Source organism: Candidatus Methylomirabilota bacterium (genome assembly GCA_028870115.1).
Taxonomy (GTDB): domain Bacteria; phylum Methylomirabilota; class Methylomirabilia; order Methylomirabilales; family Methylomirabilaceae; genus Methylomirabilis.
The window spans coordinates 25811-41104 of sequence record JAGWQH010000082.1; the positions used below are offsets into that span (position 1 = coordinate 25811).

Below are 15294 nucleotides of genomic sequence, written 5' to 3' on the forward strand. Positions count from 1 at the left end.
GTATGGCGATCATTACCTATCGAGAGGCCCTGAATCAGGCGCTCCGCGAAGAGATGCGCCGGGACCCTCGTGTGTTCCTTATGGGGGAGGAGGTCGGCCTCTACCAGGGGGCCTATAAGGTCAGCCAAGGTCTGCTTGAGGAGTTCGGCTCCAAGCGGGTCATCGATACCCCGATCAGCGAGGCCGGATTTACCGGCGTCGGCATCGGCGCAGCCATGGTCGGCTTGCGACCGATTGTGGAGATGATGACCTTTAATTTCGCGCTGGTGGCGATCGATCAGATCGTCAATCAAGCGGCGAAGATCCTGTATATGTCCGGCGGCCAGTATAATGTCCCGATGGTCATTCGAGGTCCCGGCGGCCCGGCGCATCAATTGGCCGCTCAGCACTCCCAGAGCATGGAGTCGTATTTCTACCATGTTCCCGGTCTCAAGATTGTTCGTCCGGGGACTCCCAAGGATGCGAAGGGACTCCTCAAGAGTGCGATTCGGGACGATGATCCGGTCATCTTCATTGAGTCAGAGCTGCTGTACGGAACGAAGGGCGAGGTGCCGGATGGCGACTACACCATCCCACTCGGGGTCGGCGAAATCAAGCGAGAAGGGCGCGATGTTACTATTGTGGCCTACTCCACAATGCTCCTGCTGGCCTTACAGACGGCAGAGGAGCTGGAGAAGGAAGGAATCTCCGCGGAGGTAGTGGATCCGCGTACGCTCCGCCCACTGGATACTGCGCTTATCATGGAATCGGTCAAAAAGACCAATCGGGCTATTGTTATGGAGTCCGGCGCCGGGTTTGCCGGGATCGGGTCCGGGATCGGAGCCATCATTTCTGAACAGGCCTTTGATTACCTGGACGCGCCGGTAGAGCGGGTCACCGGCGCGAACGCTCCGACGCCATATGCGAAGAATCTGGAACGCGCCAAGATCCCGAGCAAGGAACGGCTGATAGCGGCGGTGAAGAAGGTCCTCGCCGTTTAGGCCGGTTGGTCTGGTTAGTCTAGGCCAAATAGACGAAATAGACCAGACAGGCTAGATAGAACACGCGGTACACACAAGAATAAAAAGAGGAGACATGCGCACGATGGCCATTTCTGTGGTCATGCCCCGGTTGAGCGATACCATGGAGGAGGGGAAGATCCTTCGATGGCTGAAGAAAGAGGGGGATCGCGTCGAGGGCGGTGAAATCATCGCTGAGATCCAGACCGACAAGGCCGATATTGAGATGGAAGCCTTTGGATCGGGTACGCTTCGGAAGATTCTTGTCGGGGCGGGTCAATCAGCGCCGGTCGGCCAGCCGATAGGGGTGATCGCGGAGGAGGATGAGGATGTTTCGACGATGCTATCTCCTATCACAGGCGTAGCAGGTCAAGCTGCGAGGCCGGGTGAGCCGGAGGCTCCTGCGCCAGTCCCTCCCACGCTTCAGGCGGTCACTCCAGGACGCATCAAAGCCTCACCTCTGGCGAAGAGGCTTGCGCGAGCGCAGGGGATCGAACTGTCGATAGTTAAGGGATCCGGCCCCGGCGGACGGATCATCCGCCGCGATGTGGATGCCATGATGTCAGCAACCGCCGCGGTCGGTCAGCGGGTGCCATCGATCTCGCCGGCGCCGCCGATTGCTGAGCGAGCCGTTGCGATTACCGTATCTACGCCATCGCCAGAGTTTGAGGATCGGGAGCTGTCCCCGATGCGTCGAGCGATTGCCAAGCGCGTGGCCCAGAGTACGGCGACTGTGCCCCACTTCTACCTGACGGTCGAGGTGGCAATGGACAAGGCGACGGAGTTGCGTGACGCGATGCAGATCCAGGCGCCGGACCTCAAGGCGACCTTCACCGACATCATTATCAGGGCCGTGGTGATTGCGCTGGGACGACATGCGGCGGTGAATGCATCATTCACGGGCGATCGGATTCGCGTCTACTCCCAAGTCAATCTCGGTATTGCGGTTGCTCTTGAAGAGGGATTAATCAACCCGGTGTTGCGCAACTGCGGTGAGAAAAGCCTGGTGCAAATCGCCAGAGAGTCGAAGAGTCTGGTCGAGCGAGCCAGGGCTCAGAAACTGAGGCCTGAAGAGTATACCGGAGCGACCTTCACTGTTTCGAACCTGGGCATGTATGAGATCGATGAGTTCACCGCGATCATCAACCCTCCAGAGGCCGCCATCCTGGCTATCGGCAGGATTCAGAGTAAGCCGGTCGTTATGAATGGAGCCGTACAGATCGGCCAGCGGATGCGAATGACGTTGTCGTGCGATCATCGGGCGGTAGATGGCGTGGCGGGAGCAACATTCCTTCAAGAGGTGAAGTGGCTGCTTGAGCATCCGTTTCACCTCGTTCTGTAATCGGAGAATGGATGAGGTCGGACGAGCGAACGTTTGATCTGGCGGTGGTTGGGGCGGGTCCCGGCGGCTATGTCGCATCGGTCCGCGCCGCGCAACTCGGGATGCGGGTGGCCCTGGTCGAGCGGGATCGCCTGGGTGGAACCTGCCTCAACTGGGGGTGCATCCCGACGAAGGCATTGCTTCAGAGTTCGCAGGTACTGTCCCTCATGCGCCGGGCGGGAGAGTTTGGGATTTACGCCGACAACCTCCGGGCGGACTTCGGCATCGCTGTCAAGCGTAGTCGCGAGAAAGCCGAGCGCCTGTCCAAGGGGATTGAGTTCCTGATGCGTAAGAATAAAGTCACCGTCTTCTCCGGGGAAGCCCGCTTCACCGCGGTCAAGGAACTCGAGATTACAGACAGGGACGGAGGAAAGACGAGTGGGGCGATCCGCGCCGAAAAGATCCTCTTGGCAACCGGATCGAGGCCCAGGCTGCTGCCGGACGTGACGATTGACGGCAAGGTTGTACTCACCAGCACCGAGGCTATGCTGCTCAACCGGGCCCCTGCCTCCATGATCATCATCGGCGCGGGAGCGATCGGCGTGGAGTTCGCCGACATCTATCAGGCCTATGGAACGGCTGTGACACTCGTTGAGCTGCTGCCGGCGATCCTCCCTTATGAGGATGAGGAAATTGCCGCGCTACTCCACCGCGCTTTGACCAAAAAGGGGATCAAGATCCTCACCAACACAAGCGTTGAGCGGGTAGTTGTTGAGGCAGGGAAGGCCAAGGTCAGGATATCGAGCAGCGGCGAGAGCCAAGAGCTGCTTGGCGAGACGGTCCTGGTGGCGGTTGGCAGGATGCCGAACTCCGAGGTGGGCGGTTTGAAAGAGCTGGGCGTTGCGACAAGGAATGGGTTTGTCACGGTTAACGAGTGGATGGAGTCCAGCGTCCCAGGCATCTATGCTATCGGCGATCTTGCTGGTGCGCCGCTCTTGGCCCACAAGGCCTCTCACGATGGGATCGTTGCGATCGAAAAGATGGCCAAGCTGGATGACGTGGAGCCAGTGGATCCCAGGAGAATCCCGAGTTGCACCTACTGTCACCCTCAAGTCGCCAGCATCGGTTTAACAGAGGCAAAGGCGAAGGCCAAGGGGTACACGATACGTGTCGGTCGGTTTCCCTTCAGCGCCAGCGGGATGGCGATTACCCTCGGCGAGACCGAAGGGATGGTCAAAGTAATCGCTGACGCGACGCATGGAGAGATCCTGGGGGTGCATATCATCGGCGCCCATGCCACCGAGCTGATTGCCGAGGCCGGGCTCGCGATTGCGTTGGAGGCCACGCCGGAGGAGATTGCCCGGTCGATCCATGCCCATCCGACGCTTTCCGAGGCGATGGGTGAGGCTGCCCTGGCCGCGCTTGGCCGGGCCCTCCACGTGTAAAGCGGGGTGTCGGGTGGAGGGTAGTTGTTACGTCGTCATTGCGAGCGACCAACGGAAGCGCGGCAATCTCACCGTTCTCCTACTAAAAAACGTCGAGATTGCTTCGTCGCTGCGCTCCTCGCAATGACGCCTTCGTTCGTACGTTTGGAAGTGTGACAGTGAAGGCTTGCAGCCTAATCAACCTCGGACTTGTATCCTACGCCGAAGCGCTCACCCTGCAACGACGGTTGGCAACCTTTCGAGCTGAGGACCGCTTGGGAGATGTCCTGCTCCTCGTCGAGCATCCGCCGGTTATCACCCTTGGACGAGCTGGACGGAAGGCTCACCTCCGTGTACCGGAATCTTCCCTTGCTACGCTGGGAGTAAGGTTTTTTGACGTAGAGCGTGGTGGCGATATGACCTATCATGGCCCTGGCCAGTTAGTGGGATACCCGATTCTCAATCTGGCCGATCACGGTCGTGATGTGCATCGATACCTTCGGCAGCTCGAAGAGGTTCTCATCGTAACTATATCGAGCTTCGGGATCACGGCTGGTCGCTCACTCGGTCGAACGGGCGTCTGGGTCGACGATCGCAAAATCGCCTCGATAGGCATTCATGTCGGCCGTTGGATCACCCGCCATGGCTTCGCGCTGAACGTTGATGTGGACCTGGCGCCGTTTAAGCTGATCGTCCCCTGCGGTATCCAGGGCGCCAAGGTAACTAGTATGGCGCGGGAGTTATCCTGTCCGATCTCGATGCGTGAGGTAACGGCAGTTCTTACCGAACGTTTCAAGACTGAGTTCGGCGTATCGCTTCTGCCGACGTCGCTGCCTGAGCTTCTCAGTGCGAGGCGCCGCGCCGGCATGAGCGACAAGGATGAGGCGGCTCTCGTCGGGGGCGCGCGGTGATGGACTCTGCGCCTCCCCCTCGCGGGACGATCTTGATTGTCGATGACCAGGAGGTCAACACTATGTTGGTCGAGACCGTCCTGGCCCTTGAGGGTTATGAGATTATCTCGGCATTGGATGGGGAGCGCGCCCTCGAACTGGTAGCAGAGCGGCCGCCCGATCTGATCCTGCTTGATGTCATCATGCCGGGTATGAGCGGGTTCGAGGTATGCACTCGGCTCAAGGAGGACGAACGCACCCGACTGATTCCCATCGTGATGGTAACCTCTCTGAGCGATCTGCAAGACAGAATTCGTGGAATTGAGGTTGGGGCCGACGACTTTTTGAGCAAGCCTTTTCACCCGGCGGAGTTGAGCGCGAGGGTACGATCCCTGCTGAAGCTCAAACAGATTACTGATGAGTTAGAAGATGCGGAGGACGTTTTGTGCACGTTGGCCCTGAGTGTCGAGGCCAAGGATGCCTATACAGAGGGACACTGCGAGCGATTGTCTCTGTACTCGGTAGCCCTCGGCCGGAATCTAGGCCTTTCCCAGGAGCAGTTGAAGGCGCTTCACCGCGGGGGCTATCTGCACGACGTGGGTAAGATTGCTGTTCCGGAATCGATTCTGAATAAAAAGGCGGGATTGACCGAGGAAGAATCGCGGATCATACAAGAACACCCGGTGATCGGAGAGCGGATCTGTAAGCCGCTCAAATCGCTGAAATTCGTCCTTCCGATCATTCGTTACCACCATGAACGGTGGGACGGCTGTGGGTATCCTGACGGCTTGAGGGGGCAGGAGATTCCGCTTACTGCGAGGATCATTCAGACCGTTGATATCTACGACGCGCTGATAACGGCTCGGCCCTATAAGCCCCAACTTGATATCCACCAGGTCGTTTCGATCATGCGACAGGCATCGGAGGAGGGTTCATGCGACCCCAGGTTAATAGACCGGTTTATCGGCTTGTTGCAGTCCGGTGAGACCTTGGTGGGTTTGGAAAAGCTGAGACCCCGGCGGCCTTAGCTGGACGCCTGTTCGACCCCTTTTCGGTTGTTCCTCCATGCAATCTCTGCTAGACTAAATCGAGTTTGAGGATCGGGTGTGAATCTCTATTTGATCTTATGTTTGCCATCTCCGTGAATCCGCGGTCGGGTTGCGCCGTCTTGCACCATAGAGCCTGCGATGGCGCTGGATCTCCCGTATTCGGGGTCTCGTATGGCGAAGGTTGACGGAGCAGGGGGGCACCACGAGGGTGTGCCGGCCGTCGAGATCAAGGGTCTGGTCAAGTGGTATGGCGTATATCCGGCGCTGCGAGGCGTTGACCTGTGCGTTGGCCCTGGAGAGATCCTGGCGCTGTTTGGCCCAAACGGAGCAGGAAAGAGTACCCTGCTGAGAATTGTGGCCGGATTAGTGCGCCCGACTGCCGGATCAGTGCGGATCGACGGACTCGAAGTAGGCAGGAACAACGATGGCGTCAGGCGTATTGTCGGTGTGCTTGCCCATGGTCATCAACTGTACGAGACTCTGACCGGGCGTGAAAACCTTCTATTTGCGGCAACCATGCTGGGGCTGGATCGTCCCGCCGAGCGAGTCGCGGGGGTTCTGGCGAAGGTCGGACTGGAGGCCGCGGCAGAGGGTCGGGTCAGGACATTCTCCAGCGGGATGAAGCGGCGTCTTGCCCTGGCAAAACTGATGCTCCGTGAGCCTCAGGTCATGTTGCTCGACGAGCCGTTCACTAATCTTGACATCCAGGCGATGAAGCTATTGGAAGAATTCCTTATGGTCTCAAAGACTACGGGTGTGACGACGTTGTTGGCTACTCATAACCTGACGATGGGATGTGCCGTAGCGGATCGCATGGCCGTCTTAGAGCAGGGGCGAGTAGTCTTTGACGCCCCACGGAACGAGGTGAGCCAGGAATCGTTGCGCTCTCTTTTTACGATTCATGGGGAGTCGTGGGGGGTCGAATGACCTTTGCCCGAATGGTGCTGGCGATCGCATGGAAGGATCTGGTGGTGGAGTGGCGCGATCGGGAAAGCATCACCGCCATGTGTTTTTTCGCGTTCCTGGTCTTGTTCCTCTTCAACTTTGCGCTCGGCGGGGATCAGACACTGATCCGGGGAGCCGCATCCGGCCTATTGTGGTTGGCCTTTGCCTTCACCGCTGTGCTTGGCCTGGCTCGATCGGTTCAGGGCGAACTGGCGAATGACTGTCTGGACGGTCTGCTCCTGTATCCGGCCGAGCGGGAGGCGATTTTTCTGGGGAAACTGTGTGGCAGCTTCAGCGTGATCCTCCTGGTAGAGCTGATCAGCTTTCCCATCTTTGCGGTCCTGTACAACATGGACATCTGGTCGCAACTCCCCAAACTCCTGCTTATCACCGTGCCGGCGACGCTCGGATTCGCGACGGCCGGAACGTTGTTATCTACCATGACGGTGGGTCTGAGGGCGCGGGAGGCTATGCTGCCGTTTCTCCTGTTTCCCATGACGATCCCGTTGATATTGTCGGCTGTCAGGGGAACAGAGGTCATACTGCGACGTGAGGCATTCGAACTCGCCATGCCCTGGCTCAAGCTGATGGCGGCGTTTGATGTGTTGTTTCTTGTGGGATCCTTGCTGACATTTGAACTGCTGGTTGAGGAATAAGGCAATGATCCGACGACAGGTCGAACGGATACTGGGTCTTGGTGCGGCCCTTGGATTGCTGGTCGGCCTGTATGCAGGTTTTATCTATGCGCCGGCCGATGCGGCGCAGGGAGAGGTGCAGCGGCTGATGTACCTGCATGTGCCTTTGATCCTTGTCAGCTATCTGGCCTTTTTTGTCGTGTTCGTCGCGAGTGTCCTGTATCTGTGGCGCCGTCACCGCCAGCATGATGCGATCGCCCGCTCGTCCGCTGAGATCGGGGTGCTCTTCACGGCCCTGTCGATCGCGGTCGGCTCTATATGGGGGAGACCGACCTGGGGGGCGTGGTGGACGTGGGATGCGCGGCTAACCACAACCGCCATCCTGCTATTGATGTTCCTCGGCTATCTGATGCTTCGGGCGCTGGTGGACGATCCGTTACGAGGGGCCACCTTCTGTGCGGTGCTGGGGATTATCGGCTTTCTCGATGTTCCGATCATCCACATGTCGGTCGTGTGGTGGCGCACCTTGCACCAGCCCGCGTCGATCCTGAGGCCTGGCCCATCGATGGTAGCCATGGACATGCAGGTGGCGCTGTATTCGAACGTTGTGGCCTTCGGCCTGCTGTACGTCTATCTCCTGATCAAGCGACTTCAGATCGAGGGAGCAAGAGAAGAGCTGTTCAGGCTGCAAATGGAATTACTGGGGTGAATCCATGGTCCTATGTTCTGGCCGGGTATCTACTTACTGCTATGAGTATCCTCGTCTATCTCTTATCGCTTAACTGGCGGAAGAGGGCGCTGAGCGCTCAGCGTGATGCCCTCAGACGGCAACGGAAGGATACGACAGGATGACGAAGAAGACCAAACTGCTATTGGGCGGAAGTATCATAGTGGCGGCCCTCGCGTACCTGATCAACAGCGGGATCCGCGAGGCTGCCGTTTATTATATCACGCCCTCTGAGTTGAAGGCGAAGGGCGACGCGGTATCCGATCGATCGTTGCGCCTCGGTGGGATGGTGGTACCGGGGTCGCTCCACTGGGAGCCGCAGACGCTGAAGCTGACATTCCGTCTGACAGACGGGAAGGAGGAGGTAGCGGTCGAGCATACGGGCTCTCCGCCTGACCTCTTCAAGGAAGGCGCTGGCGCGGTAGTCGAGGGGAAGTGTGTGAAGGGTGGTCCATTTCAGTCGAGCATGATTATGGCCAAGCACTCCGAAGAGTATCATCCGCCTGGGAAAGGGCAAGCCCAAGCGGAGCATATCCACCGAACATCAGTCACACCACGAAGCACACAATAATGATCGCGACGCTTGGCCGATTCAGTATTTGGTTGGCTCTCGCCATCGCAGTTTATGGTGCGGTTGTCTCCATCCTTGGAGCGCGACGAGGTCGGCCGGCTCTGATCGAAAGCGGGCAAGGGGCGGTCGTTTCGCTGTTCGGTCTGAGCAGTTTCGCAGTCCTGCTGATGGAGGCCGGACTGGTCGGCCACGACTTCAGCCTTGAGTACGTCGCCCGGAATGCCAGTCTTGAGACGCCGCTATTCTATACGATCATCGCGCTGTGGGGGGCGCTCGAAGGCTCAATCCTGCTCTGGGTCTGGTTGCTGGCCCTGATGACCTTGCTCACGGTGTTAATCGAGCGGAAGCGGCAGCGCGAGTTGATTCCGTACGCGACGACGATCCTGCTGTGTATCTCGGCGTTTTTCCTCTTCCTGGTAGCCTTTCCGGCCAGCCCCTTTACCACGATACTCCCGGTGCCGCCAGACGGGCGCGGGCCGAATCCGCTCCTGCAAAACCATCCGCTGATGGCCGTTCACCCGCCCGGCCTGTACGCCGGCTATGTCGGCTGGTCGATTCCGTATGCCTTCGGCATGGCCGCTCTACTGACCGGTCGGCTCGGGGAGACCTGGATCAGGTCCGTACGCCGCTGGTCGATCGCGTCCTGGGGCTTTCTGACGGTCGGCATCATCGTCGGGGGACGGTGGTCCTATGAGGTACTGGGATGGGGCGGCTACTGGGCATGGGACCCGGTGGAGAACGCGTCGCTGCTGCCCTGGCTCACCGGCACCGCATTTCTCCACACGATCATGATCCAGGAGCGGCGAAAGATGTTGAAGTTCTGGAACGTGGCGCTGGTCATCATCACCTTTGCGCTGACCGTCTTCGGCACTTTTCTCACGCGAAGCGGCATCCTGTCGTCTGTTCATGCCTTCTCCGATTCTGCAGTCGGGCCGTTATTCCTTGGCTTCATTGGCCTGATCCTGTTTACCTCCTTCAGCCTCCTGGTATATCGAAGCGACAAGTTACAGGCGGAGGGTGATCTCGACTCATTAGTCTCCCGCGAGAGCGCGTTTCTGGTGAACAATCTACTACTCCTGGGATTTGCGTTTGCGGTTCTCCTTGGCACGCTGTTTCCCCTCCTGTCTGAGGCGGTTCGCGGGGTCAAGGTCAGCGTGGGCGAGCCGTTCTTCAACACCGTAAACGTCCCCATCGGCTTGGGTCTGATCTTCCTGATGGCCATTGGGCCGCTGATCGCCTGGCGGCACGCCTCGCTCGAGAGTCTGCGAAAGACCTTCGCTGGTCCCTTGCTCCTCGCCATCTTGGGCACAGGCATCTGCGGGTTCCTCGGGGTGCGGGGGTTGTACCCGCTCCTGGCCTTCGGCCTCAGCTTGTTTACCGCCATTACCGTGTTTCAGGAGTTTGCTCGTGGCGCCATGACGCGGCGTCGGAATACTGGAGAAGGGTACCTGACCGCGCTCTCGAAACTCACCACCAGGAGCCGACGGCGCTATGGCGGCCTCATTGTTCATCTGGGGGTGGCGTTGGTTGTGATCGGCATCACCGCCTCGTCGGTCTTTAAGCTGGAGCAGGAGGTCACCTTGAAGCAAGGTGAGTCGCTCCAGCTTGGTCGGTACCAGGTTCGATTTGATGAACTCAGCGCCTGGCAAGAGCCGCATCGCTTTGTGGTGCAGGGCAACTTTACGATCTTCAACTCAAACCATAAGGTAGCCGAGATGCGACCCGCTAAGCGGTTCTATCCTACCGAGCAGCAGCCGATCGGCACTGTCGATGTCCGCTCGACCGCGCGGGAGGATCTCTATCTGGTCCTCTCGTCGTTTGCGCAGGATGGAACGTCCGCCACCGTAAAGGCGCTGGTTCGCCCGCTGGTGATGTGGATCTGGGTTGGTGGCTGGGTGATGGTTGTGGGCTCGTTGATCGCGATCTGGCCGGATCGACGACGGGCTGTTGCGGCTGATTCAGTGGAAGAGTATATGGCATGGCAACCTGGAAGAAGCTAATCCTGCTCCTCAGCATTATCCCGCTCCTCCTGCTTCTGGCCTACGGCTTCAAAACCAACCCGAGGGAGGTACCATCGCCGCTTGTGGGGCGCCAGGCTCCTCCGTTTGCCTTTTCCATGTTTGATGGGACCAGCCACAGCCTGGAGCAGCTTCGCGGGAAGCCCGTAGTCCTGAACTTCTGGGCGTCCTGGTGCTTCCCGGCATGCTACGAGGAGGCGCCACACTTGGAGGCGGCCTGGCAAACCTACCGGGATCGAGGAGTAGTGTTTATCGGGGTAGATATTCAGGATCGGGACACTGATGGGAAGGCGTTCGTTGAGCGGTTCAAGCTCAGCTTTCCAAACGGTCCTGATCCGCAGGGAAAGGTCTCCATTGATTATGGCGTCTATGGTGTGCCGGAGACCTTCTTTATCGGTCGAGACGGCACGATTCATTACAAGCATGTCGGCGCCCTGGACGAGAGCGTACTGAAGAAGAAGATCGAGGAGATGCTCTGAGGTATAGGGTATAGGGACTAGGGTATAGGGTAATAAGAAATGCAGAATATGAAGGATAAAAAGCAGCGCTTGGCTGTATACCTGTTGTTGGCGATTATACTCTGGGCACGGCCTTCTGCCACACTTGCGGGCAGCTTGGAGGAGCAGACCCTTCGGTTGGCTGCTGAGTTGCGTTGTCCGGTGTGCCAGAACCTTTCGGTAGCCGACTCGCCCTCAGAGATGGCGACCCAGATGCGCGAGGTGATCCACGAGAAGCTGAAGAACGGCGAGAGCCCGGACCAGATCCGAAACTACTTCGTCAGCCGCTACGGCGAGTGGATACTGCTCTCACCGACGCGTCGAGGATTTAACTGGCTCGCCTGGCTGCTGCCATTCGTCGCTCTCCTGGGCGGAGGTGGGATCATCGTCCTCACGGTCCGGCACTCGATCAGGAGAGGTCGCAAATCGAATGCGGAACAGTTACGCCCCCCTGATCCACGGTATACCAGCCGACTCGACGCGGAATTGAAGGAGTGGGAACGCTGACGACGTGGAAATCCTGATTATCATCCTGCTTGTGTTTCTTGCCCTCTTGCCGGTGCTCATTCCATTCTTCAGATCATCTGAGGGAACTCCACTAGGATTAGAACAGAGCGAGTTGCAGGAGCTCCTGGCGGAGAAGGATACGGTATATGCCGCGATCAAGGAGCTTGAGTTCGATCACCAGGCCGGGAATCTCAGCCTGGAAGACTATGAGCAGGCGCGCCATAGCTATGAACTGAGGGCAATTGCCATCCTCCAAGAGATCGATCGACTGAGTGACCAACGAGGAAGCCACGACGTAGGGTCTCGAGGGAAACGAAGCCGATGAGTCGCCTGATGGAGTCCAGATTAACGGTCTCCGGCCTGGACAAGGTACATCAGAAGATACTGGATGGTGTGCGCCTGGACTTCTGTGACGGTTTGGCGCTCTATCGGACGCACGACCTGACCTCGGTAGGATTTCTCGCCAATCTGGTCCGGGAGCGCATAAACGGGAATCTGACCTATTTCGTCCGCAACCTGCACATCAATTATACGAACATCTGTAATAAGGGGTGTAAGTTTTGCTCGTTTTACGCCCCGCCCAGCGACCCGCGAGGGTATGTGCTGAGCATCCAGGACATCCAGGATCAGATCCGTAAGCACGACCAGGTTCCCATCCGTGAGATCCACATCGTGGCCGGGATCAATCCGAAGCTATCATATCAATACTATCTAGACATCATTGGGGCAGTAAAGGATGCTAGACTTGGCGTTCAGGTCAAAGCCTTTACGATGATCGAGTTGGCGCAGATCCAGCGAGTAGCCAATAAGCCGATGGGAGAAGTGCTGGCCGACTTGAAGGCGGCTGGGCTCGATTGTTGTCCGGGCGGCGGAGCAGAAGTATTCAGTGACCGCGTCCACGAAGAACTGTTCAGAGCCAAGCTGGACAATGAGGAATGGTTCGACGTAGCCAGGGCCGTGCATCGAGCCGGCATCCGCTCGAACGTCACGATGCTCTACGGCCACATCGAGACGGTCGAGGAAAAGGTTGCTCACTTACTCCATATTCGCGAACTGCAGGACGAAACAGACGGTTTTATGTGCTTTGTCCCGCTGGCGTTCGATCCAACCGGCACTGAGCTCAGCCACCTGCCGATCACGACCGGGTATGCCAACCTGCGCGAGATTGCGATCGCCCGTCTGTTCCTTGATAATATTCCTCACGTTAAGGCGTTCTGGGTCATGACCACTCCTGCGGTGGCGCAACTCGCGCTCTGGTACGGGGCGGACGATCTCGATGGGACGGTTACGCATTACGAAATTACGCACGCCTTGGGCGACAACTCCCACCATCAGGAACTCCGCCATGATCAGCTTCTTGCCATGATCCGCGAGACAGGCCGACAGCCAGTCGAGCGCGACGCACTCTACAACCCCGTTACTCCTATTTCTCTCGCCACAGATCTGCAGCCCAGTTAGCTAGTTGAAAGAGTACGGGATATGTGACACAACATGCCCATGAAACAGGACCACATATTGCGGGATCTGCCTGAACGCTCCGGTCGGGCTGTGGCCCATTACTGGAAGACGCGGGCAGGCCAGAGAGACAAGCAGAAGCAGACCGGGAAAGCTGACCAGGGGTTGCGCAGCGCAGTAACCGGCGGTGCGCAGATGGATGGCTTCATCGACCTGTTCACAGAACTCATCACGGATTCCGGTATTCGCGAGCGGTACATCTTCAGGAAGAAGGCGGTTGAGCTTCCAGGATTCTTCCGCCCCACCAAAGAATGGGATTTGCTTGTCGTGCGTGAGGATACGCTTCTCGTTGCCATCGAGGCGAAGTCACAGGTCGGCCCATCTTTCGGGAACAACTTCAACAATCGGACCGAAGAGGCGATGGGAAGCGCCCTCGATCTGTGGACCGCTTACCGGGAAGGCGCCTATCTGACAAGTCCCCAGCCATTTCTTGGTTACTTCTTTATGCTGGAAGACTGTGAGGCATCCAACCGACCGGTCAAGGTGCAGGAGCCGCACTTCAAGGTGTTCCCGGAATTCGTGGGCGCTTCATATCTGCACCGGTATGAACTCTTCTGCCGGAAGCTTGTGCTTGAGCGACACTACACGGCAGCGGCCTATATCGGCTCGACGGCCGACGGTGGAATTAGAGGACGTTATTCAACACCAGCGGATGACCTTTCCCTTGAACGTTTCGCCAGAATCCTTGTGGCCCATTTGGCGGCGTTTGTATAACCACATGGAAACGACCGTTCACAGACTGGTCAACGGCAATTCACGGGACCTTTCCTTCCTCAGTGACAGTTCGGTCCATCTCGTCGTCACCTCGCCCCCCTACTGGAATCTCAAGCGGTACAACGAGAACCCCGACCAGCTCGGCCACATCCAGGACTACGAAGCATTCCTGTTCGAGTTGGAGAAAGTCTGGCGGCACGTCTACCGAATCCTTGTTCCCGGTGGACGTTTGGTGTGCGTCGTCGGGGATGTCTGTGTCGCGAGGCGCGATTTCGGACGCCACCTGGTTTTTCCCCTGCACGCCGACATCTGCGTCATTTGCCGGCGCATCGGATTCGATAACCTGAACCCGATCATCTGGCACAAGATCGCTAACGCCTCCTACGAGGTCGAGAACGGGTCCAAGTTCCTCGGGAAGCCCTACGAGCCAAATGCCATCATCAAGAACGATATGGAATTCATACTGATGCAGCGGAAGCCAGGCGGATATAGGAAGCCAACGAGTACACAGCGAGAGGCAAGCCGAATCGGGAAAGATGACTTTGACCGATGGTTCCAGCAGATATGGAATATCACGGGTGCATCGACTAAGCAGCATCCTGCCCCGTTCCCATTGGAACTCGCCACACGTCTTGTGCGCATGTTCTCCTTCACCGGAGACACCGTGTTGGACCCGTTTTGCGGGTCCGGGACCACAATGGTTGCGGCACTACGGACAGGCCGAAACAGCATCGGCGTTGAGATCGACCCGGAATATTGCCGAATGACAGCTCGCCACCTGAAGGCTGAAACCGCCGATCTTTTCTTAACCGCGAAGCTCCTGTTTGAAAAGGCGGCTATCGGTACGGCGAGCCTTGTCAAGGAGGATCACGCCCTCTATGAAGTTCGACCAGCCAGGAAGAAACTTGGATAGGTCGGCAATCCCATGCAGCGAAGGCGCTTCCGTATGCCGGTGATGCGTGACGTGAGAGTGCGAGAGGAGTATGGACCCCAGGGTAAAGCTTGCCCGCAAACTGCGCCGTAACCCTGCCGGCATCCTGAAGGAAGATGAGGTCCAGGTTCTGGTTACCGAAGCACGTCGGCTCTTTGGTGCGGAACTGGAGGAGCGGCTTGGCGTCGGGACACCGCGGTTCGAGGACCATGTCCGCTGGAGGGCGGTGGAGGCGCGTTGCTGCCAGGCGCGAGCGGAGAAGGGCATGGATACCCGGAGTGCGGCGACGGCGGCCAAGATTCCCCGGTACCGAGTGGAGGCGGTCGAGCAGGGCCGGCTGAGCGACCTCCGGCCCGACCTCGCGTGGAGGTACTTCACGTTCCTCGGAATCGACCGGTGGGTCAGGCGATGGGCCCGTGCCAACTCGACGCTGGCTGAGCGCGCGGGGATCACGCCCGCGGGATCAGCCTCGGCGGCGGTTCGCCGCGGTTGTAAAGCCGGCAATCTGACCACGCGTAGGAACGGCCTGGTGCGGTAAGCGCGGTAGTCGAT

The 15294-nt window shown here is 58.3% G+C and carries 17 protein-coding genes; all 17 read left to right on the forward strand.

The genetic code is table 11. The features are described from left to right. Positions 1–2 precede the first annotated feature (2 nt). A complete protein-coding gene (locus KGL31_09140) occupies positions 3–980 on the forward strand; it encodes a pyruvate dehydrogenase complex E1 component subunit beta (protein ID MDE2322062.1) in 978 nt (325 codons plus the stop codon). Positions 981–1083: 103 nt separating this feature from the next. Then, entirely contained in the window at positions 1084–2340 is a 1257-nt protein-coding gene (locus KGL31_09145) for a 2-oxo acid dehydrogenase subunit E2 (GenBank protein ID MDE2322063.1), read from the forward strand. Positions 2341–2351: 11 nt separating this feature from the next. Beyond that, on the forward strand, positions 2352–3764 hold the full coding sequence (gene lpdA / locus KGL31_09150; GenBank protein MDE2322064.1) for a dihydrolipoyl dehydrogenase: 1413 nt from the start codon (positions 2352–2354) through the stop codon (positions 3762–3764). Positions 3765–3922: 158 nt separating this feature from the next. Continuing rightward, positions 3923–4654, forward strand: a complete 732-nt coding sequence (lipB, locus tag KGL31_09155; protein MDE2322065.1) for a lipoyl(octanoyl) transferase LipB — start codon at positions 3923–3925, stop codon at positions 4652–4654. Next, the gene (locus KGL31_09160) at positions 4651–5661 is read left to right on the forward strand and encodes a response regulator (GenBank protein MDE2322066.1); all 1011 of its coding nucleotides are present in this window, start codon (positions 4651–4653) and stop codon (positions 5659–5661) included. The genes lipB and KGL31_09160 overlap by 4 nt, the downstream gene beginning before the upstream one ends. A gap of 192 nt (positions 5662–5853) precedes the next feature. Then, entirely contained in the window at positions 5854–6609 is a 756-nt protein-coding gene (gene ccmA / locus KGL31_09165; GenBank protein MDE2322067.1) for a heme ABC exporter ATP-binding protein CcmA, read from the forward strand. Continuing rightward, complete coding sequence (locus KGL31_09170) at positions 6606–7283, forward strand: heme exporter protein CcmB (protein ID MDE2322068.1); 678 nt, start codon at positions 6606–6608, stop codon at positions 7281–7283. Before ccmA ends, KGL31_09170 begins: the two co-directional genes overlap by 4 nt. 4 nt (positions 7284–7287) lie before the next feature. After that, entirely contained in the window at positions 7288–7971 is a 684-nt protein-coding gene (gene ccsA, locus KGL31_09175; GenBank protein MDE2322069.1) for a cytochrome c biogenesis protein CcsA, read from the forward strand. Between the two features lie 139 nt (positions 7972–8110). Further along, positions 8111–8560: a cytochrome c maturation protein CcmE gene (locus KGL31_09180; protein MDE2322070.1), complete on the forward strand. Its 450-nt coding sequence runs from the start codon at positions 8111–8113 to the stop codon at positions 8558–8560. Further along, positions 8560–10560 (forward strand): heme lyase CcmF/NrfE family subunit, encoded by a 2001-nt coding sequence (locus KGL31_09185; GenBank protein ID MDE2322071.1) that lies wholly within the window; start codon positions 8560–8562, stop codon positions 10558–10560. Before KGL31_09180 ends, KGL31_09185 begins: the two co-directional genes overlap by 1 nt. After that, the gene (locus KGL31_09190; protein MDE2322072.1) at positions 10539–11057 is read left to right on the forward strand and encodes a TlpA family protein disulfide reductase; all 519 of its coding nucleotides are present in this window, start codon (positions 10539–10541) and stop codon (positions 11055–11057) included. The genes KGL31_09185 and KGL31_09190 overlap by 22 nt, the downstream gene beginning before the upstream one ends. Before the next feature lie 48 nt (positions 11058–11105). Beyond that, positions 11106–11582, forward strand: coding sequence for a cytochrome c-type biogenesis protein CcmH (locus tag KGL31_09195; protein ID MDE2322073.1), 477 nt, complete (start codon positions 11106–11108; stop codon positions 11580–11582). A 4-nt stretch (positions 11583–11586) separates the two neighbouring features. Further along, positions 11587–11907 carry a hypothetical protein gene (locus KGL31_09200; GenBank protein MDE2322074.1) on the forward strand — a complete coding sequence of 107 codons (321 nt, stop codon included), beginning with the start codon at positions 11587–11589 and terminating at the stop codon, positions 11905–11907. Further along, positions 11904–13040 (forward strand): CofH family radical SAM protein, encoded by a 1137-nt coding sequence (locus tag KGL31_09205; protein MDE2322075.1) that lies wholly within the window; start codon positions 11904–11906, stop codon positions 13038–13040. Before KGL31_09200 ends, KGL31_09205 begins: the two co-directional genes overlap by 4 nt. Before the next feature lie 39 nt (positions 13041–13079). Beyond that, positions 13080–13811: a PaeR7I family type II restriction endonuclease gene (locus KGL31_09210; GenBank protein MDE2322076.1), complete on the forward strand. Its 732-nt coding sequence runs from the start codon at positions 13080–13082 to the stop codon at positions 13809–13811. A 4-nt stretch (positions 13812–13815) separates the two neighbouring features. Further along, positions 13816–14724 carry a site-specific DNA-methyltransferase gene (locus KGL31_09215; protein MDE2322077.1) on the forward strand — a complete coding sequence of 303 codons (909 nt, stop codon included), beginning with the start codon at positions 13816–13818 and terminating at the stop codon, positions 14722–14724. 70 nt (positions 14725–14794) lie between these two features. Beyond that, positions 14795–15280 carry a hypothetical protein gene (locus KGL31_09220; GenBank protein ID MDE2322078.1) on the forward strand — a complete coding sequence of 162 codons (486 nt, stop codon included), beginning with the start codon at positions 14795–14797 and terminating at the stop codon, positions 15278–15280. Positions 15281–15294: the final 14 nt, after the last annotated feature.

Bases quoted from the DNA above. Each gene is read 5' to 3' on its own strand.
- KGL31_09170 (MDE2322068.1), top strand. From the start codon at position 6,606: ATGACCTTTGCCCGAATGGTGCTGGCGATCGCATGGAAGGATCTGGTG.
- KGL31_09195 (MDE2322073.1), top strand. From the start codon at position 11,106: ATGAAGGATAAAAAGCAGCGCTTGGCTGTATACCTGTTGTTGGCGATT.
- KGL31_09220 (MDE2322078.1), top strand. From the start codon at position 14,795: ATGGACCCCAGGGTAAAGCTTGCCCGCAAACTGCGCCGTAACCCTGCC.
- KGL31_09215 (MDE2322077.1), top strand. From the start codon at position 13,816: ATGGAAACGACCGTTCACAGACTGGTCAACGGCAATTCACGGGACCTT.
- ccmA (MDE2322067.1), top strand. From the start codon at position 5,854: ATGGCGAAGGTTGACGGAGCAGGGGGGCACCACGAGGGTGTGCCGGCC.
- KGL31_09205 (MDE2322075.1), top strand. From the start codon at position 11,904: ATGAGTCGCCTGATGGAGTCCAGATTAACGGTCTCCGGCCTGGACAAG.
- KGL31_09180 (MDE2322070.1), top strand. From the start codon at position 8,111: ATGACGAAGAAGACCAAACTGCTATTGGGCGGAAGTATCATAGTGGCG.
- ccsA (MDE2322069.1), top strand. From the start codon at position 7,288: ATGATCCGACGACAGGTCGAACGGATACTGGGTCTTGGTGCGGCCCTT.
- KGL31_09140 (MDE2322062.1), top strand. From the start codon at position 3: ATGGCGATCATTACCTATCGAGAGGCCCTGAATCAGGCGCTCCGCGAA.
- KGL31_09185 (MDE2322071.1), top strand. From the start codon at position 8,560: ATGATCGCGACGCTTGGCCGATTCAGTATTTGGTTGGCTCTCGCCATC.
- lpdA (MDE2322064.1), top strand. From the start codon at position 2,352: ATGAGGTCGGACGAGCGAACGTTTGATCTGGCGGTGGTTGGGGCGGGT.
- KGL31_09190 (MDE2322072.1), top strand. From the start codon at position 10,539: ATGGCAACCTGGAAGAAGCTAATCCTGCTCCTCAGCATTATCCCGCTC.
- KGL31_09145 (MDE2322063.1), top strand. From the start codon at position 1,084: ATGGCCATTTCTGTGGTCATGCCCCGGTTGAGCGATACCATGGAGGAG.
- KGL31_09210 (MDE2322076.1), top strand. From the start codon at position 13,080: ATGAAACAGGACCACATATTGCGGGATCTGCCTGAACGCTCCGGTCGG.